The 18155-nt window shown below is 73.1% G+C and carries 14 protein-coding genes, 1 pseudogene and 1 riboswitch; of the genes and pseudogenes, 7 read left to right on the top strand and 8 right to left on the bottom strand.

Annotated features, from left to right (window positions below; genetic code table 11):
* Positions 1 to 208 precede the first annotated feature (208 nt).
* From OG858_RS10550 to OG858_RS10530, 5 genes are all read left to right on the top strand, one after another.
* Complete coding sequence (locus tag OG858_RS10550; RefSeq protein ID WP_086746395.1) at positions 209 to 1063, top strand: ABC transporter permease; 855 nt, start codon at positions 209 to 211, stop codon at positions 1061 to 1063.
* A 71-nt stretch (positions 1064 to 1134) separates the two neighbouring features.
* Positions 1135 to 1995, top strand: a complete 861-nt coding sequence (locus OG858_RS10545) for a carbohydrate ABC transporter permease (RefSeq protein WP_086746396.1) — start codon at positions 1135 to 1137, stop codon at positions 1993 to 1995.
* Positions 1996 to 2062: 67 nt separating this feature from the next.
* A complete protein-coding gene (locus OG858_RS10540) occupies positions 2063 to 3712 on the top strand; it encodes a type 2 periplasmic-binding domain-containing protein (protein WP_086746391.1) in 1650 nt (549 codons plus the stop codon).
* Between the two features lie 128 nt (positions 3713 to 3840).
* Positions 3841 to 4962, top strand: coding sequence for a LacI family DNA-binding transcriptional regulator (locus tag OG858_RS10535; RefSeq protein ID WP_408059472.1), 1122 nt, complete (start codon positions 3841 to 3843; stop codon positions 4960 to 4962).
* A 102-nt stretch (positions 4963 to 5064) separates the two neighbouring features.
* Positions 5065 to 7008, top strand: a complete 1944-nt coding sequence (locus OG858_RS10530) for a DUF2264 domain-containing protein (protein WP_328544965.1) — start codon at positions 5065 to 5067, stop codon at positions 7006 to 7008.
* Between the two features lie 94 nt (positions 7009 to 7102).
* On the opposite strand, the gene cobC is transcribed toward OG858_RS10530, so the two are convergent.
* From cobC to OG858_RS10515, 3 genes and pseudogenes are all read right to left on the bottom strand, one after another.
* Positions 7103 to 8200 (bottom strand): Rv2231c family pyridoxal phosphate-dependent protein CobC, encoded by a 1098-nt coding sequence (cobC, locus tag OG858_RS10525; protein WP_086746393.1) that lies wholly within the window; start codon positions 8198 to 8200, stop codon positions 7103 to 7105.
* A complete protein-coding gene (locus OG858_RS10520) occupies positions 8190 to 9131 on the bottom strand; it encodes a sirohydrochlorin chelatase (protein WP_319068018.1) in 942 nt (313 codons plus the stop codon). The genes cobC and OG858_RS10520 overlap by 11 nt, the downstream gene beginning before the upstream one ends.
* Before the next feature lie 294 nt (positions 9132 to 9425).
* Positions 9426 to 9862 (bottom strand): annotated as a pseudogene (locus tag OG858_RS10515) (cobalamin biosynthesis protein); the annotation flags it as partial.
* Positions 9863 to 10043: 181 nt separating this feature from the next.
* On the opposite strand from OG858_RS10515, the gene OG858_RS10510 reads away from it, so the two are divergent.
* Positions 10044 to 10772, top strand: a complete 729-nt coding sequence (locus OG858_RS10510; protein ID WP_086751174.1) for a ZIP family metal transporter — start codon at positions 10044 to 10046, stop codon at positions 10770 to 10772.
* A gap of 44 nt (positions 10773 to 10816) precedes the next feature.
* Here the strand turns inward: OG858_RS10510 and OG858_RS10505 are convergent, their stop codons facing one another.
* The 5 genes from OG858_RS10505 to OG858_RS10485 all read right to left on the bottom strand — a co-directional run bounded on the left by OG858_RS10505 (position 10817) and on the right by OG858_RS10485 (position 17435).
* Positions 10817 to 12190: a cobyrinate a,c-diamide synthase gene (locus tag OG858_RS10505; protein WP_256960813.1), complete on the bottom strand. Its 1374-nt coding sequence runs from the start codon at positions 12188 to 12190 to the stop codon at positions 10817 to 10819.
* A gap of 4 nt (positions 12191 to 12194) precedes the next feature.
* Positions 12195 to 12806, bottom strand: coding sequence for a cob(I)yrinic acid a,c-diamide adenosyltransferase (cobO, locus tag OG858_RS10500; protein ID WP_086751172.1), 612 nt, complete (start codon positions 12804 to 12806; stop codon positions 12195 to 12197).
* Entirely contained in the window at positions 12807 to 14864 is a 2058-nt protein-coding gene (locus OG858_RS10495) for a putative cobaltochelatase (protein WP_086751171.1), read from the bottom strand.
* Positions 14865 to 14940: 76 nt separating this feature from the next.
* Positions 14941 to 16467 carry a cobyric acid synthase gene (locus OG858_RS10490; protein WP_086751169.1) on the bottom strand — a complete coding sequence of 509 codons (1527 nt, stop codon included), beginning with the start codon at positions 16465 to 16467 and terminating at the stop codon, positions 14941 to 14943.
* Entirely contained in the window at positions 16464 to 17435 is a 972-nt protein-coding gene (locus OG858_RS10485; RefSeq protein WP_319068009.1) for a cobalamin biosynthesis protein, read from the bottom strand. The genes OG858_RS10490 and OG858_RS10485 overlap by 4 nt, the downstream gene beginning before the upstream one ends.
* A 107-nt stretch (positions 17436 to 17542) precedes the next feature.
* Positions 17543 to 17684, bottom strand: a riboswitch (cobalamin riboswitch).
* A 263-nt stretch (positions 17685 to 17947) separates the two neighbouring features.
* On the opposite strand from OG858_RS10485, the gene OG858_RS10480 reads away from it, so the two are divergent.
* Positions 17948 to 18127 (top strand): DUF397 domain-containing protein, encoded by a 180-nt coding sequence (locus OG858_RS10480; RefSeq protein ID WP_086753397.1) that lies wholly within the window; start codon positions 17948 to 17950, stop codon positions 18125 to 18127.
* Positions 18128 to 18155: the final 28 nt, after the last annotated feature.

The following is an 18155-nucleotide window of genomic DNA, read 5'->3' as shown; positions in this document are numbered from 1 at the left end:
CGTTTTAACTTCCCTTCACTCGGACTTCGAGATGTGAGGGGGACCCGTGGCCGCTGTACTACGGGAACGCACAGGTGCAGAGGGGGTCGGGTCGGCGAACCGTCGGACGGACGGGCCGTCACCGCGACGAAAAGGTTTTCAGAGCCAGAGCCAGAGTCAGAGCCACAGCCGGAGTCGGATGCGGGGCTCCCGCACACTCGTCCTGCTCATGCTCCCCGGCCTCGGCTACTTCCTGCTGTTCCACTACGGCGCCCTGGCCGGCAACCTCATCGCGTTCAAGGAGTACGTGCCGTTCGACGGCATCTGGGGCAGCCCCTGGGTCGGCACGGGCAACTTCCAACGGATGTTCGAGGACGGGGCGTTCTGGGCGGCCGTCCTCAACACGGTCTGGATCGCCGTCCTCCAGCTCGTCTTCTACTTCCCGGTACCGCTCGCCCTCGCCCTGCTGCTGCACAGCCTCACCCGGAGCAGCGTCCGCCGCTTCGTGCAGTCGGTGGCGTACCTGCCCCACTTCATCTCCTGGGTGATCGTCGTCGCCCTCTTCCAGCAACTGCTCGGCGACACCGGACTGCTCAACTCCTCGCTGGACGGCATGGGGTTGAGCACCGTCGACATCATCGGCAACCCGGACGCGTTCCGGCCGCTCACCGTCGCCCAGGTCATCTGGAAGGACGCCGGCTGGGGCACGATCATCTTCCTGGCCGCCCTCGCCCAGGTCGACGAGCAGCAGTACGAGGCCGCCGCGATCGACGGGGCGGGCCCCTGGCGCCGCTTCTGGCACGTCACGCTGCCCGCCATCCGCCCGGTGATCGTGCTGCTGCTCATCATGCGGCTCGGGGAGATCCTCTCCGTCGGCTTCGAGCAGATGCTCCTCCAGCGCGACGCGGTCGGCCCGGAGGCCGCCGAGATCATCGACACCTTCGTCTACTACCAGGGCATCGTCGGCGGCGACTACGGATTCGCCGCCGCCGCGGGCCTGTTCAAGGGCGTCATCGGCGCGCTGCTCGTGTACGCCGCCAACAAGGTCGCCCACCGCCTCGGCGAACAGGGGGTCTACAAGTGAGCGCCCGCACCGGCACCCGCACCCGGACCGCCGGCCGCGGTACCCCCCGTACCGCGGTCCGGCCCGGCTGGATGGAGAAGCCGAAGCCGGTGACGCAGGCCGCCAAGGCCGTCGCCCTCGCCGTCGTCGTCCTCCTGGTGTGCGTGCCGTTCCTGGTGATCGTGTCGACGTCCCTCGCCTCGACCGACGAGGTGGTGGCGGGCGGCGGCTGGGTGCTGTGGCCGACCGAGCCCAGCCTCGACGCGTACCGCGACATCCTCGACGGCGGCATCGTCACCCACGCCCTCGCCGTCAGCGCCGGTGTCACGCTCGCCGGCACCCTGCTCAGCCTCGCCTGCACGGTCACCCTCGCCTACGCGCTCTCCCGCCCCGGTGTCCTCGGCGGCCGGCCGGTGCTGCTGCTGATCCTGTTCACCTTCCTCTTCCCGCCCGGCATGATCCCGAGCTTCCTGCTGGTCAAGGAGCTGGGTCTGCTGGACAGCTACGCCTCGCTCGTCCTGCCCGTCCTCGTGAACGTCTTCAACCTCGTCGTCCTGCGCGGCTTCTTCCAGGGCATCCCCGAGGAGCTGTACGAGGCCGCCCGGCTGGACGGCGCGGGGGACTGGCGGGTGCTGTTCTCGGTCGTCCTGCCGCTGTCCAGGGCCGCGCTCGCCGTGGTCGGACTGTTCTACGCGGTGGCGTACTGGAACTCCTGGTTCTACGCCTCGCTGTACCTGGAGAGCGACCACTGGCCCCTCCAACAGGTGCTGCGCACCTACGTCGTGGCCGGTTCCGGCCTCACCGACGCGACGACCGGCGAGGCCACCGTCACCGCGCCGCAGACCGTGCAGATGGCGGTGCTGGTGATCGCCACCGTACCGATCCTGCTCGTCTACCCGTTCCTGCAGAAGTACTTCACGAAGGGCGTGCTCACCGGCGCCATCAAGAGCTGACACCAGAGCCCCGGACCTCTGGACCCGACACTCCATCAAGAGCCGTGCACGGAAAGGTCATCCGCTCATGCCCAGCATGTCCCGCCGTACGTTGCTCCGCTCCGTGGCCGCCGGTGGCGCCGCAGCCGCCGCCCCCGCCCTGCTGACCGCCTGCTCCACCGGCTCCGGCGACAGCGACATCTCCAACGCGGGCAAGAAGCTCGCGCCCTGGCCGGCGTACATCCCCGCGAGCGGTCCGAAGCCGGACCTCGCGCCCACCGAGGCCGGGGTCCAGGCGGGCTACACCGCCTACCCCGCCGACCTGGTCAAGTCCGTCTCCCGCACCCCGGGCGACGGCTCCACGGTCAGGGTCATGTCCGTGTCGTTCGGCACGCCGCCGAAGGCCGCCTCCGCCAACCGGTTCTGGGCGGCGGTCGAGAAGGCCCTCGGGGTGAGGATCGAATACACGATCGTCCCCCAGGCCGACTACCAGAAGAAGATGGCGACGGTGATGGCGGGTGACGCCGACACCCTGCCCGACATCATCAACGTCTTCTCCGGCTTCGTCCTGCCCCGCGAGGCCGAGTTCGTCCGGCGCCGCGCCGAGGACCTCACGCCGTACCTCTCCGGCGACGCGATCGCCGACTACCCGAACCTCGCGAACATCCCCACCCACGCCTGGCGCGACATGGGCCGCATCGGCGGTCTCCTCTACGGCATCCCGCTGGAGCGCCCCCTGCCCGGCTCCACACTCTGGCTCAACGAGGGCATGTTCACCGACGCGGGCATGAAGGAGGGCTGGACCGCCGACGACTTCGCCGCCGTCGCCAAGCGGGCCACCGTCGGCCGCACCTACGCCCTCGGCGCCGCCGCCGGGTCCCTCTTCGGCAACGCCGTCCACGCGGCCGCCCACAACTCGCCCCTGGAATGGGCCGTCACCAAGGGCGGCACCTTCGAGACCGCCTGGGCCGACGAGCGCTTCAAGGCGGCCATCGCCTTCCAGGCACGGCTGCGCAAGGACGGCTCTTACCACCCCGACGCCACGTCCGTCTCCCAGATCGACCTGACCACTCTCTACTACAACGGCACGGTCGGCTCCATGCAGGACGGCTTCGGCGCGTACCTGCCCAAGTACCGGGAGAGCAAGGGCAAGTTGACCCCGGCGGCGGCCCTTCCGTACAGCGTCGGCGGTGAGCCGGGCGGTGTCGTCGCCGCCCGCCGCTCCTTCGGCTACACCGTGCTGAAGAAGGCGAAGAAGGAACGGATCGAGCTGCTGCTGCGCATCCTCGACCTCCTCGCCGCCCCTTTCGGCAGCGAGGAGTGGGAACTCGTCCACTACGGCGTCGAGGGCACCCACTTCACCCGCGCCGCGGACGGCTCGCCCGAACCCACCAAGCTCGGCGAGGTCGAGAACAACACCAACCTGCCGCTGAAGTACCTCGCCGAGGGCCCCCAGGTGCTGTTCGTACCGGGCATGCCGGACGCCGTGAGGGCCCTGCACGCCTGGCAGCGGAAGGTCGTTCCGCACGCCGTCCGCAACGCCTCCTTCGGCCTCCAGTCCGCCACGAAGAACTCCCGGGGGACCACCCTCAAGGCCCTCGTCGAGGACACGATCACCGGCATCGTCGCCGGGCGCCTCCCGCTCTCCGCATGGGACGCGACCGTGAGGACGTGGCGGCAGCGGGGCGGCGACAGAATGGCCGAGGAGTTCGCGAAGGACTACGCGGCCAACGCTTGAACAGCGGGCCGGCGTTCGGCGGCAGCGGAACGGAGACGCGGGGGATGGGGAACGACATGGAGCCCGAGCAGACGCAGTCCACGGAGTCGATGTCCGAGGGGCTGGTGTCCGGGTCGTCGGTGCCCGAGATGCCGGTGCCCAAGACACCGGTGTCGAGGGAACCAGTCGCCAGGGAACCAGCCGCCAAGGACCCGGTGTCCAAGGGGCGGGTCACGATTCGTGAGGTGGCCGAGCGGGCCGGGGTGTCGACGGCCACCACCTCCCGCGCGCTCAGCGGCAACCATCCCGTGCCCGCCGCCACCCGGGCCCGCGTCCTGCGCGCGGCCCGCGAGCTCGACTACGTCGCCAACGCGCACGCCCGCGCCCTGGTCGGCGGCGGTCGCAAGATGGCCGCCGTCGTCGTCCGCCAGGTCACCAGCCCCTTCTACGCCCAGGTCGCCGAGGGCGTGGAGGCGGAGGCAGCCGACCGGGGCTGGCTGTGCGTGGTCGGCGCGACCGGGGGAGACCCGCAGCGCGAGATGGAGTTCGTGCGGCTCATGCGGGAGGAGGGGGCACGGCTGGTGATCCTGGTGGGCGGGGTCGTCGAGGACGACGCGTACCGCTCGCGCGTGGCCCAGTACGCGCAGGCACTGGACTCCTCCGGAGCCCGGCTCGTGCTGTGCGGGCGGCCGGCCCCCGATCCCGGGATCCCGGCGCTGGTCGTCGAGTTCGACAACGAGGCGGGGGCGCGGGCGATCACCGGGCATCTGCTGTCGGCCGGGCATCGCCGGATCGTCTTCCTCGGCGGGCTGCCCGGGAACACGGCGCTCGACGCCCGCGTCGCGGGGTACCGGGCCGCGCTGGCGGAGCACGGGCTGCCGCCCGAGGCCGCGTGGGTCGTGGACTGCGGACTCGGGCGCCCGGCCGGACTGCGTGCGATGACCGAACTGCTCAAGGAGACAAAGGAGTTCACGGCCGTGTTCGCGGGGGACGACATGGTCGCCGCGGGGGCGCTCCGCGCGATCGCCGACCAGGGGCTGAGCGTTCCCGATGACATCTCGGTGGTCGGGTACAACGACATTCCGCTGGCCGAGGACTTCAATCCGCCGCTCACCACGGTGCGTACGCCCGCGGAGGAGTTGGGGCGGGCGGCTGTGCGGATCGCCCTGCGAGATCCGGGGCATGCGGCGGGGAGCCACCACGTGCTGGGCACGCACATAGTCGTACGCCGCAGTGTGGCTCCGCCGGCGGCTCCGCAGGTAAGGCCGTAGGGCGACCGCGGGTGATTCGCGGCTGGTCGCGCAGTTCCCCGCGCCCCTTCGGGGCGCGCTGCCCTGCTCCCCGTCTACACCTCACGGAGGATTCACTCCTGTATGACCGCGCCGCACGCGTCGCCCGCCGACAGCTCCACGCTCCCGCCCACCGATCTCCTCCTCTCCCCCCTCACCGGCTGGACCCGCGCCCACTGGGAAACCGTCGCCGATCGGCTGCTCGACGGGCTGGTGCCGTACGCGTCGCCGGGGCTGGCCCAGTACCGGCTGCCCGGGCGGGCCAGTCACTCCGGGCCCCTGTCCGACGGGCTGGAGGGGTTCGCCCGCTCCTTCCTGCTCGCGGCCTTCCGGATCGCGGGCTCGGGCGGCCGGGTCGCCCCGGCCCTGATCGAGCGGTACGCGGCCGGGCTCGCCGCCGGAACCGATCCGCGCGGCGGCGCCGAACGGTGGCCGGCGATCACGGACCGGGCCCAGCCCATGGTGGAGGCCGCGTCGATCGCGATCGCCCTGCACGAGACCCGCCCGTGGCTGTGGGACCACCTCGACGACGCCGTACGCGGGCGGATCGCCGACTGGCTGGGCGGGTTCGTCGGAGCCGACGTCAACGACTCCAACTGGCGGCTCTTCCAGGTGATCACCGAGGAGTTCCTCGCCTCGGTCGGCGCCCCGCACAGCCGCGCCGAGATCGACGCGGGGCTCGCCCGGCTGGAGGACTGGTACCGGGGCGACGGCTGGTACACGGACGGCGACGGACGGAAGTTCGACTACTACAACGGCTGGGCGCTGCACCTGTATCCGGTGCTGTGGGCGCGGATCGCGGGCCCCCGGGCGGACGCGGGGCTGGTGGCCCGGCATCGCGGTCGGCTGCGTGAGTTCCTCGCCGCCCACCAGCACTTCTTCGGCGCCGACGGGGCACCGGTACACCAGGGCCGCTCACTCACCTACCGTTTCGCGACCGCCGCCCCGCTGTGGGCGGGCGCCCTCGCCGAGGCCACGCCCCTGCCGCCCGGCCGCACCCGCAGGCTCGCCTCCGGTGCCCTGAAGCACTTCGTGGAGCGGGGCGTGCCCGACGAGCGGGGCCTGCTCACGCTCGGTTGGTACCGGCCCTTCCTCCCCGTCACCCAGCGCTACTCGGGCCCCGCCTCCCCGTACTGGGCGAGCAAGGCCTTCCTCGGCCTCCTCCTGCCCGAGGGCCACCCCGTGTGGACCGCGCCCGAGGAGCCCGCGCCCATCGACACGGCCGACACCACGCTCGCCCTGCCCGGCCCCGGCTGGCTGCTGCACTCCACCGCCGCCGACGGGCTCGTACGCCTCGTCAACCACGGCAGCGACCGGCTACCGCCCCCGCCCGCCACCGCCGACGACAGCCCGCACTACGCCCGGCTCGCCTACTCCAGCGCCACGGCACCGGAGACCCCGAGCACCCCGCAGGCCGGCCCCGACAACCACCTCGCCCTGCTCGCCCCCGACGGCACGCCCTCCCCCCGAGGCCGCATCCACCCCTTGGGCGCCGAGGGCCGCCGCGCCGCGTCCCGGTACGGCGACGGAATCGAGACGGTCAGCGTGGTGCACGGCCCCTGGGAGGTGAGGGTGCACCGTGTCGAGAGCCCGGCCGGCACGCCCGTACGGGAAGGGGGCTGGGCCGTGGCCGACGACATCACACCGCCCACGGGGGCGTCGGGGCCGGGCTGGGCGCTGGCCCGCCGTGCGGACGGTCTGACCAGCGCGATCGTGGGTCTGTACGGCTGGGGCGACGGGCCCGGAGCCGTCGTACGGGCCGTCGGCGCGAACGCGTACGGGCACCACTCGGCGACACCCGTACTCGAAGAACCGGGAGGGGCGGGCCGGAGCGGTCCTGTCCTGGTCACCCTCGTCCTGCTCAGTGGTGACCCGCGCGCCCCGCACACCGGGGCGAGCGCGACGGTCGACGCCGACGGAGACGTGGACATCCGCTTCCCGGACGGCACCCGGGAACGGGTCCGCCGGAGCGAACTGCCGTACGGAACCGGGTCGCTGCCGCTCCCTCAGGGGCAGTGGCCGAAGTGACCGTCGCGGCGTACATACTCAGGCCGACCGTCCAGTGCCGCGGCGGGCGTCGCGACGGGGCGAACGTTGTCTGCCGCGGCACCGGCCTCTGCGCTCAGTGGTCCGCCAGCGTCATCGCCCGGTCCAGCGCCTGGAGGAAACCGTTGACCGTGACCCGGTCGCGGACCGCCAGGCGCAGCCATTCCTCGTCCAGCCCCGGGAAGGTGTCGCCGCGGCGGACGGCGAAGCCGAGGCTGCGCAGATGCCGACGTACGGCGGTCGCGCGGGGCAGCCGGACCAGCACGAACGGGCCCTCGGCCGGCTCGGTCACGACGAGGCCGTCAGGGGCGAACTCCTGCAGCCCGGCGACCAGATGGGCCCGGTCGGCGGCGATCCGGCCGGCCGCTTCGGCCGCCTCCGCCAGCGCCCGGTCCGACACACATGCCTCGGCCGCCGCGAGGGCGGGCGTCGACACCGGCCACAGGGGCTGGGCGCGCTCCAGTTCGGTGATCGTCCCCGGGGCGGCGAGGACGTAGCCGATCCGCAGGCCGGCCAGCCCCCAGGTCTTGGTGAGGCTGCGCAGGACGACGAGGCCGGGCACGTCCGTCCGCCCGGCCAGCGCCTCGCGCTCGCCGGGCACCGCGTCCATGAACGCCTCGTCGACCACCAACGTCCGCCCCGGGCGGGCCAGTCGGGCGATGGACGCCGCCGGGTGCAGCACCGACGTCGGGTTGGTCGGGTTGCCGATGACGACCAGGTCCGCGTCCTCCGGGACGGCCGCCGGGTCCAGCCGGAAGCCGTCCGACTCCCGCAGCAGCACCCGGTCCACGGTGTGCCCGGCGTCCCGCAGCGCGGCCTCCGGTTCCGTGAACTGCGGGTGCACGACCACGGGTTGCCGGACCTTCAGGGCACGGGCCAGCAGCACGAAGGCCTCGGCGGCTCCCGCCGTGAGCAGCACCCGGTCCGTCGGCAGCCCGTGCCGGGCCGCCACCGCCTCCCGGGCGGCCCGCCCGTCGGGGTAGGAGGCCAGCCCGGCCAGCGACCCGACTATCCGCTCCCGCAGCCAGGCGGGCGGTGTGTCGGCCCGGACGTTCACGGCGAGATCGATGAGCCTCGCCCCGTCGTCCCGTACCTCGGCGTCGCCGTGATGCCGCAGGTCGTGACCGGTGTGCCGCAGGTCGTTCCTGTTCCCGGAGTCGGATTCAGTGTGCATGGGAGTGCGCGTGTCCCCAGTGATGGTGATCGTGGCCTTGGTGCCCGTCGTCGTCCGGATGGACGCGCGGCTGTCGCGGCAGCCCGGTGGCGTTCTCGACGCCGGGCGGGGTGCCGCCGTGGGGGGAGGAGTCGTGCGAGACGCGGTTCATGTGCGGATCGCCCTCCAGCGCCTCCCGGTACCGCTCCACGACCAGATCGAGCAGCTCCGGCTCCGGTCCGATGACATCGGCCGACCGTACCCCGATCTCCGGACGAGCGGCAGCCCAGCCCTCGGTCTGCTGCCGCACCCGGTCCGCCGGCCCGCCGGTGAGCGGGAAGTACGGCAGCACGACGATCCGCCGCGCGCCCAGCTTCACGCACCGGTCGAGACCGCTCGGCACGTCCGGCGCCGCCAGCGACACGAACGCCGTCTCCACACCCGCGTACCCGCGTCCCTCCCACAGCAGCCGGGCCGCCCTGTGCACCTCGGCGTTGGCCCCGGGGTCGAAGGACCCGTGGCCGACGAGCAGCACGGTCACATCGGCCCGGTCGCCCGGCGTACGCGGCGAGGACGCCCCCAGGGCCTCCTCCGTCCGCCGCTCCAGGAGGTTCAGCAGCGCAGGGCGCGGGCCCGGCGGACGGCCGCAGGTGTACGAGATCCCCGGGTGCCGCTCCCGCGCGAGGGCCAGCGCCGCCGTCACGTCCCGCTCGGCCCGCCCGGTGGGTTCCGACGTCAGCGGGACCACGGCGAACCGCCGTACCCCCCGCTCCGCCAGCTCCTCCACGGCCTTGCCCAGCGACGGCCGGGACGGCTCGACGTAGCCGCCTGCGACGGGCAGCCCGGGGTGTCGGCGCCCCAGCTCGCGCAGTAAGTCACGGAACGCCTCGGCTCCTGCCTCGTCCTGGGTGCCATGAGCGGCGACGAGCAGGGCGGGCGGCGGGGTGGTCACGATGTCTCCTCGGAAGCGGAAGCGATGGCTATCGCGGAAGCTGGGTGCGGGTGCGGGTGCGGGTGCGGGTGCGGGGCGGAAGGCAGGTGGTGCGGGCGGGCTTTCAGGGGTGGGTCGGTGGCGGTCACCGTTGTCCCGATCGCACCGTCGTCCACCGAGCCGCCGTGGCTCCCACAGCCACAGCCACAGCCACGGCGTCGGCCACAGGCACAGGCACTGTCTCCGCCACGGTCTCTGTCACGGTCTCGGTCTCGGTCATGACGATCATCATGCCGACCGGCGTCGAGGCCGGCGAAGCCAGGGTTCGCAGGCCGGCTCGACTCGTCCGGCAGCGAGGCGTCCCGCACCGCACCGGCCGACGCGACGGCACACGTCACCCTCGCCGACCGCCCGTCCGCCGGCACCGACTTCCGCTTGGGTACGAGGAGTTGGCCTCCGCTCATCAGCGCGGCGGCCTCCGCGACGGACGGGGTGCCGACGGAGGCGAGGGTCGCGTCGGAGGGGTTCGGCACCTCCACCGCGGCCAGTTCCTCCGCGGCGTAGGCCACGAGGGGGACGCCGAGGCGTTCGGCGGCCTGGACGAGGCCGGGTTCGTCGGCCTTGGCGTCGGCGGTCGCGAGCACGGCGACCGACCCCGGCGAGAGCCCGGCTTCCCGCAGAGCGCCCTCGATCAGGCAGAGGACCTCCGCCACCGGCACACCCTTGGAGGCGCCCACACCGACGACGAGGGAGCCGAGCCCATGGTCAGCCACAGCCGCGCCCATTGAGGGGCGCGGGGCCAGGACAGGGGCGGCTGCGCCGCGCGGGCGCGACCAGCCACGACGAACCCGCGGTCAAAACCGGGCCTCCCCACTCCGCACCCGCTCGGGGCGCCGCAGCCGACAGCCCCCGCTCTTCCGGTAGCAAGTACCCATGGCGGTCTTCGTGGCACTCGGCGCGTTCCTGATGACGCTGGTCGGCGGCTGGACGGCACAACGGGTGACGGACCGCCGTCACCTGGTGCTGGGCCTGGCCGGCGGCCTGATGCTGGGCGTGGTCGGCCTCGATCTGCTCCCCGAGGCACTTCAGGCGGCCGGCGAGGAGGTCTTCGGCGTACCGGCCGCGCTGCTGCTGTTCGTCGCCGGTTTTCTCCTGACCCACCTGGTGGAACGCCTGCTGGCCGTACGGCAGGCGGCGCACGGGGGAAAGGAGCACAACGGCCGTACGCCCCAGGTGGGCCTGACGGCCGCCGCCGCCATGGTCGGGCACAGCGCGATGGACGGCGTCGCGATCGGCGCGGCCTTCCAGATCGGCGACGGCATGGGCATCGCGGTCGCGCTCGCGGTGATCGCCCACGACTTCGCGGACGGCTTCAACACGTACACGCTGACGAGCCTGTACGGCAACGCCCGCCGCCGCGCGCTCGCGATGCTGTTCGCGGACGCGGCGGCCCCGGTGGTGGGAGCCGCCTCCACCCTGCTGTTCACGATCCCGGAGGGCCCCCTCGGCTGCTACCTCGGCTTCTTCGGCGGCGCGCTGCTCTACCTCGCCGCCGCCGAGATCCTCCCCGAGGCCCACCACGAACACCCGGCCCGTTCCACCGTGCTGTGCACGATCGCCGGGGCGGCCTTCATCTGGCTGGTGGTGGGCGTGGCGGAGTGAACGGGAGGGCTCGAAGCCGGGCGCGGCTCCGGCCGGGCCGCCGCTCATGAGATCCGGCATCTCTCCACGAACCGCCGGGCGACACCGGGCTCGGCCGCCCAGTGCGTGTGCAAGTAACTCGCGTGCACCCCTTGCTGCACGAACCCCTCGACCCGAGGCCGAGGGCTCCGTACTCCCCAGGCGGGAGCCGGTCCGGCCCCGGGCTCGACGACCGTCCGGTGGAATTCGTGCGCCCGCATCCGGGTCCCGGCCGGCGCGAGCACGCTGTCGCCGACGGCCACGGCGTCCCGGTATCCGAGGGTCAGCCGCTCGTCCATCCGCGCCGTGGCGTCGAGCACCCCGCACATGGGCCGCCCGTCCAGCTCCCGGCACAGGTAGAGCAGACCGGCGCACTCGGCGGCCACCGGAGCCCCGCCGAACGCCAGCTCGGCGACCGCCTTGCGCAGCGGCTCGTTCGCGGACAGCTCGGCGGCGTACATCTCGGGGAACCCGCCGCCGATCACCAACCCGCCCGTCCCGTCGGGCAGTTGCTCGTCGCGCAGGGGGTCGAAGACGACGACCTCGGCGCCGGCGGCGGTCAGCAGCTCGGCGTGCTCGGCATAGGAGAAGGTGAACGCGGGCCCGCCGGCCACGGCGACCACCTCCCGCCTCCCCGTGACGGCGGCGACGGGCGGCTCCCAGGCCGCACCCGACAACGGCCCCGCGCTCCGGGCGAGCGCGACCAGCGCCTCCAGATCGCACCCCGCCCGCACCTGCGCGGCCATCGCCGCCACGGCCTCCACCGCCGCGGCCTGCCGCTCGGCGACCGGGACCAGCCCCAGATGCCGGGACGGGGTGTCCACCTGGGGAGCCCGCCGCAGCACGCCCAGCACGGGCACACCGGTCGACTCCAGGGCGTCCCGCAACAACTCCTCGTGCCGGTCCGAGGCGACCTTGTTGAGGATCACGCCCCCCATCCGCACCTCGGGATCCCAGGAGGCGAACCCGTGCACCAGCGCCGCCACCGACCGCGACTGCGACGACGCGTCCACGACCAGCACGACCGGCGCCCGCAGCAGCTTCGCCACATGCGCGGTGGACGCCAGTTCCCCTTGCCCCGAGGCCCCGTCGTACATCCCCATCACACCCTCGACGACGGCGATGTCGCACCCGCGCGCCCCGTGCGCGAAGAGCGGCGCGACCAGTTCGGGTCCGCACAGGTACGCGTCGAGGTTCCGCCCCACCCGCCCGCTCGCGAGCGCGTGGTATCCGGGGTCGATGTAGTCCGGCCCCACCTTGTGCGGGGACACGGCGAACCCACGCTCGGTGAGCGCGGCCATCAGCCCCGTGGCCACGGTGGTCTTGCCGCTGCGCGAGGAGGGCGCGCCGACGACCAGCCGGGGGACGGAGGGCAGGGGAGCGGAGGGAGAGAAGGTCACGGCGTCACCACTCGATGCCCCGCTGGCCCTTCTGGCCCGCGTCCATGGGGTGCTTGACCTTCGACATGTCGGTCACGAGGTCCGCGAAGTCGACGAGCTTCTCCGGCGCGTTCCGCCCGGTGATCACGACATGCTGGGTCCCCGGCCGGCTCCGCAGCACGTCGATCACCTCGTCGGTGTCGATCCACCCCCAGTGCAGGGGGTACGCGAACTCGTCCAGCACATACAGCTTGTACGTCTCGGCCGCCAGGTCCCGCTTGACCTGCTCCCAGCCCTCCCGGGCCTTGTCCTCGTTGGCCGAGTTGTCACCCTGCACGACGTCGCGCTGCACCCACGACCAGCCCTCGCCCATCTTGTGCCAGTCGACGGACCCACCCTCACCGGACGCCCCGAGCACTCGCAGCGCGTTCTCCTCGCCGACCTTCCACTTCGCCGACTTGACGAACTGGAACACCCCGATCGGCCACCCCTGGTTCCAGGCGCGCAGCGCGAGCCCGAACGCGGCGGTGGACTTCCCCTTGCCCACGCCCGTGTGGACGAAGACCAGTGGACGATTCCGGCGCTGACGAGTCGTCAGTCCGTCGTCGGGTACGACACTCGGCTGTCCCTGCGGCATCTATGCGGCCCTCCTCGAAGTTCCCTGCGGTCCCTGCGTTCCGTGCGTTGCCTGCACATCCCGTACCAGCCCGGCGATGGAGTCGGCCCGCAGCTCGTCCAACGTCACCGCCGTACCGCCCAGTTCACCAGCGAGCTGCCCGGCGAGTCCCAGCCGGACATGGCCCGACTCGCAGTCGACGACCACGGAGGCGGTGCCCTCGGCCGCGAACAGCCGGGCCGCCCGCCCGGCGAGCGCGACGGGTTCCGGCCCGCCGGTCGCCCGGCCGTCGGTCACCACGACGACCAGCGGCCGTCGCGCGGGGTCCCGCAGCCGCTCCACCCGCAGCACGTCGTGCGCCTTGAGCAGCCCGGCCGCCAGCGGCGTCCGCCCGCCCGTGGGCAGCGACTCCAGCCGGGCCGCCGCCGCGTCCACGGACGAGGTCGGCGGCAGCGCCACCTCGGCGGCCGACCCCCGGAAGGTCACCAGACCCACCTTGTCCCGCCGCTGATAGGCGTCGAGGAGCAGCGACAGGACGGCGCCCTTCACGGCACTCATCCGCTGCCGCGCCGCCATCGACCCGGAGGCGTCGACCACGAACAGCACGAGGTTCCCCTCACGCCCCTCCCGCGTCGCCTGCCGCAGATCGTCACGGCGTACGACCAGCCCCGGCCCGGACCGTCCCCGCGTCCGCTGATGCGGCGCGGCGGCCTGCACGGTCGCCGCGAGATGCAGCTTGGTCAGCGTGCCACGGGGCCGACGCGCTCCGGTCGTGCGCCCGTGCTCGGTCCGTGCCCGCGAACGCCGCCCGGTAGCGCCCTCCCCGAGCCCCGGCACGCTCAGCACCTTCGTACGAAAGGGTTCGGCGGCCCGTACGGCGGACTGCTCCCCGGCGGCCGGAGCCTGCGCCGGCACGCCCTCCCCGCTCTCGGGCTGTGCCCCGGAGTCACCGCCCTGCGGTCCCTCGGGCTCGGAGGAGGGCGGCTGCCCACCGCCACCGGGTCCGTCGGGACCGGGGTCGGGGTCTTCGTCGTCCTGAGTGGTCTCCGGGTCCGCCGAGTTCTCCGGTGGCTCCGCGAACTCCTCCAGCGTCTCGTCGAGCTTGTCCTCGTCGAGCCCCGGCGCGTCGAACGGGTTCCGTCGTCGCCGGTGCGGCAGGGCGAGCAGCGCCGCCTGCCGCACATCCTCCGCCAGCACCTCGGTCCGCCCGGCCCACGCGGCCAGCGCGGTGGCCGTCCGGGCCATCACGATGTCGGCCCGCATCCCGTCGACCTCGAAGGCCGCACAGGTCGCAGCGATCTGCCGCAGCACCCCGTCGCCCAGCACCACGGACGGCAACAACTCCCGTGCGGCGGCGACCCGTTGCCGTACGTCGGCCTCCTCGTCCGCCCAACGGGCCACGAAACCCGCCGGGTCGTCGTCATAGGCGAGCCGCCGCCGTACGACCTCCACCCGCTGGTCCGGCTCCCGCGAGGCCGCGACCTCGACGGTCAGCCCGAACCGGTCGAGCAACTGCGGCCGCAGCTCGCCCTCCTCGGGGTTCATGGTCCCCACGAGCAGGAACCGCGCGGCATGCCGTACGGAGACACCCTCGCGCTCCACGTACGAGGCGCCCATCGCGGCCGCGTCGAGCAGCAGGTCGACGAGGTGGTCGTGGAGCAGGTTCACCTCGTCGACGTAGAGGATCCCCCGGTGCGCGTCCGCGAGGAGACCCGGCTCGAACGCCTTCACGCCCTCGGACAGCGCCCGCTCGATGTCGAGGGCGCCGACGAGCCGGTCCTCGGAGGCGCCGACGGGCAGCTCGACCATGCGGGACGGCCGTGTCTCGAACGCCGGCTCGTGCGGCCCGTCCGGGCACGCGGGGTCCGGCTTCGCGGGATCGCACGAGAACCGGCAGCCGACGACGACCTCCACCTGCGGCAGCAGCGCCGCGAGCGCCCGCACGGCGGTGCTCTTCGCGGTCCCCTTCTCACCGCGCACCAGCACACCGCCGACCGCCGGCGACACCGCGTTCAGCAGCAGCGCCAGCCGCAGGTCGTCCTGGCCGACGACGGCCGTGAACGGAAACGGAACACTCACTATGCGTCGCCCTCCAAGTCACCCTCCGGCCATGGGCGGTTGACCCGCGGCCGGTCGTTCAACAGCGAGCCCGTGCTCATCCGGACGCTCCCGGTGTTCCCGGTGCTCCGGGCGGCACGAACGGCAGTCCCGGCGGCGCGCCCGACTCGATGAGCCGCCACAGCGCGTCCGTGTCCGCGTGTTCCTCGATCAGATCGCCGAGCCGGTCGAGCTGCTCCTCGCGCAGCGCCGCGAACGACGTGTCGGCGGCCGGCACGAAACGGCGCCCAGAGGCGGCCGCCACCTCACGCAGAAAGGCCCGCCGGAACCCGTCCGACTCCAACGACCCGTGCCAGTGCGTGCCCCAGGTCTGTCCGACCCGGCACCCGTCCAGGAAGGGTTCCCCGCCCATGACCTCGGCGACCCCGTGATGGATCTCGTACCCCTCGACGTGTTCCCCGAGGGCCTCCCCGACGGGCCGTGTGAGCGTCTTCTCGGGAGCGAACCGCACGCGCACGGGCAGTATCCCGAGCCCGTCCACATGCCCCCGCCGACTCTCGACCTCGTCCTCGATGTGCTCCCCGAGCACCTGGAACCCACCGCAGATGCCGAGGACCGGCCGCCCCTGCGCGGCACGTCGTGCGAGGGCGTCGGCGAGGCCCCGCTCCCGCAGCCACTCCAACGCCCGGACCGTCCCCCGGGTCCCCGGAACGACGACGAGGTCGGCGTCGGCCAGCTCCTCGGCCCGGTCCACGAACCGCACGACGACACCGGGTTCGGCGGCGAGCGCGTCCACGTCGGTGAAGTTGGACATCAGCGGCACCGCGCACACGGCCACCCGCAGCACGTCCTCCCCGACGGGCGGCGCGACGTTCGACTCCCGGACGGTCCCCCGCAGCGAGACCCGCAGTCCGTCCTCCTCGTCGATCCCGAGCCCGTGCCGGAACGGCAGCACGCCGTACGTCCGCCGCCCGGTGAGCCCGTGCAACATGTCGAGCCCCGGCTCCAGCAGGGAGACGTCCCCCCGGAACTTGTTGACGAGGAACCCGGCGACGAGGGCCTGGTCCTCGGGGGAGAGCAGTGCGACGGTCCCGAAGAACGACGCGAAGACCCCACCACGGTCGATGTCGCCGACGACGAGCACGGGAAGCCCGGCGTTGCGGGCGATCCCCATGTTGACGATGTCGGTCCGCCGCAGATTGATCTCGGCGGGGGAACCGGCCCCCTCACAGATCACCGCGTCGTACGTGCCCCGCAACTCGGCGAGACACTCCAACACCGTCCCGAGCAGCCGCTGTTGCCGCCCCCCGTGGTACCCGCGCGCACTCATCTCCCCCACGGGCTTGCCCAGCAGCACCACCTGGCTGCTCCGCTCTCCCCCGGGCTTCAGCAGAACGGGGTTCATGAGCGCACTGGGCTCCACGCGGCAGGCCTGCGCCTGCATGGCCTGAGCCCGCCCGATCTCGGCGCCTTCCTTCGTCACGAAGGAGTTGAGCGACATGTTCTGCGCCTTGAAGGGCGCGACCTTGACGCCCTGCCGCACGAGCCACCGACAGATCCCGGCGGTCACCACACTCTTCCCGGCATCGGACGTGGTCCCGGCGACCAGCAGTCCGCCACTCATCCCTGCCTCCTCAACCGCTGTGCCGAGCGCCCGGCGACCCGCCCCCGCAGCGCCGCCGCACCCGCACTCACCCCGAGCGCCAGCCACCCGACCCGCCGGGACAACCGAACAGCCCGCTCGATGTCGCCCACGACGACGGCCCGCCCTTCCCCATTCAGCACAGGCCGATGCTCAACCCGCCCCCCGTACGCCAACGTGCCCCCCAGTCGCACTCCGAGCGCCCCCGCGAACGAGGCCTCCACGGGCCCCGCGTTGGGACTCGGATGCTTCCCCGCGTCCGCCCGCCACGCCCGAACAGCCCCCCGGGCATCCCCACCGGCAGCCGCGGCCAGCACCGCGGTCAGCCGGGCTCCCGGCCACCCCGCCACGTCGTCCAGCCGCGCGGAGGCCCACCCGTACCGGCGATACCGCTGCGACCGGTGTCCGACCATGGCGTCCATCGTGTTGACGGCCCGAAACCCCACGAGCCCGGGCACCCCGGCGACGGCCCCCCACACGAGCGCCCCCACCACCGCGTCGGACGTGTTCTCGGCGACGGACTCCACGACGGCCCGCGCGATCCCGTCGGGGTCGAGCGCCTGAGGATCCCGCCCGCACAGATGAGGCAACCGGGCCCGCGCGCCCTCGACATCCCCCGCGTCGAGGAACTGCCCGATCGTCCGGGCCTCCCGCCCGAGCGAGGTCCCCCCGACGACGGCCCAGGTGGCGGCGGCGGTCAACCCGACGGAGGCGACCCGCGACGGCCGTACGGCGGCCGCCGCGACGGCCCCCAGCGCCACGGCGCCGCCCGCGCACACCGCGGTGTGCAGTGCGCCCCACCCGCGGTGGTCGCGCCACAGCACCCGTTCCACGGCACCGGCGGCCCGCCCGAACGCGGCGACCGGATGCCCCCGGCGCGGATCACCGAGCAGCAGATCACCGAGGAGCCCGGCGGCGGCGCCGTACGCGAAGACGCGGTCGGCACGCACCGGTTCAGCCGGTCACGGGGTCGGGCAGGGACCGGGCGCTGAGCCCCGGCGGGCAGCCGCACATGGCGCACATGGCGATATGTCCTCACTCAGGGTGTCCACGCCCTGGTTCGACGAGACCGACGGCGAGAGTTCCTGGCTCCCGGGGTGTTCTTCCCGGTGACAGTGGCGGGACCGCGCCGGACTCGCACCGGCTTCCTCTCCTGCCGTCGTACATGGCCCCGGCAGTCCACCACGCTCCCGGAAGACCCGTCAACTTGCTGTTGACCTGCGGTGCAGGGGTGTGCTGAGCCCCACACCGCCGAAATCGCGTCAGACACCCGAATCGGCTCTTTCCGCGCTCTTCCCCGACGCCCGGACTGGGAACACTTGAGGGAACGGCAGTACGAAAGCCGAGCGCCGACGAGCGGCGTCGGGACACGGCGCTCGGGTCGTCGCGGTGAGGACGCCGTGTCGGTGCGCCGGCCGGTGAGGTGGAGGTCGGTGTGGTCGGCAGGGAGTCGCCGGAGCGGATGTGGGTCAGGAGCAGCTACTCCGGTGAAGCGGACGACTGCGTGGAAGTGGCCGCCGGGCAGAGGCGGGTCACGGTTCGTGACTCGAACGGGAACGGTGACGCGCTGCTCGTCTTTCGCTACGCGGCGTGGTGTGGTTTTCTGGCGGGACTTGTGGACCCGGGAGCGGGCGGATCGTGAGGATCGGCCCGGGGGACGGAAGGTGACA

Source organism: Streptomyces europaeiscabiei, from assembly GCF_036346855.1.
Classification (GTDB): Bacteria; Actinomycetota; Actinomycetes; order Streptomycetales; family Streptomycetaceae; genus Streptomyces; species Streptomyces europaeiscabiei.
The sequence above is the reverse complement of the archived record's forward strand: the minus strand, read 5'-3'. Positions and strand labels throughout refer to the sequence as shown.

Coding starts and splice junctions, on each gene's coding strand:
- OG858_RS10550 (WP_086746395.1), top strand. CDS start 209: ATGCTCCCCGGCCTCGGCTACTTCCTGCTGTTCCACTACGGCGCCCTG.
- OG858_RS10545 (WP_086746396.1), top strand. CDS start 1,135: ATGGAGAAGCCGAAGCCGGTGACGCAGGCCGCCAAGGCCGTCGCCCTC.
- OG858_RS10540 (WP_086746391.1), top strand. CDS start 2,063: ATGCCCAGCATGTCCCGCCGTACGTTGCTCCGCTCCGTGGCCGCCGGT.
- OG858_RS10535 (WP_408059472.1), top strand. CDS start 3,841: ATGCCGGTGCCCAAGACACCGGTGTCGAGGGAACCAGTCGCCAGGGAA.
- OG858_RS10530 (WP_328544965.1), top strand. CDS start 5,065: ATGACCGCGCCGCACGCGTCGCCCGCCGACAGCTCCACGCTCCCGCCC.
- cobC (WP_086746393.1), bottom strand. CDS start 8,200: ATGCACACTGAATCCGACTCCGGGAACAGGAACGACCTGCGGCACACC.
- OG858_RS10510 (WP_086751174.1), top strand. CDS start 10,044: ATGGCGGTCTTCGTGGCACTCGGCGCGTTCCTGATGACGCTGGTCGGC.
- cobO (WP_086751172.1), bottom strand. CDS start 12,806: ATGCCGCAGGGACAGCCGAGTGTCGTACCCGACGACGGACTGACGACT.
- OG858_RS10490 (WP_086751169.1), bottom strand. CDS start 16,467: ATGAGTGGCGGACTGCTGGTCGCCGGGACCACGTCCGATGCCGGGAAG.
- OG858_RS10480 (WP_086753397.1), top strand. CDS start 17,948: ATGTGGGTCAGGAGCAGCTACTCCGGTGAAGCGGACGACTGCGTGGAA.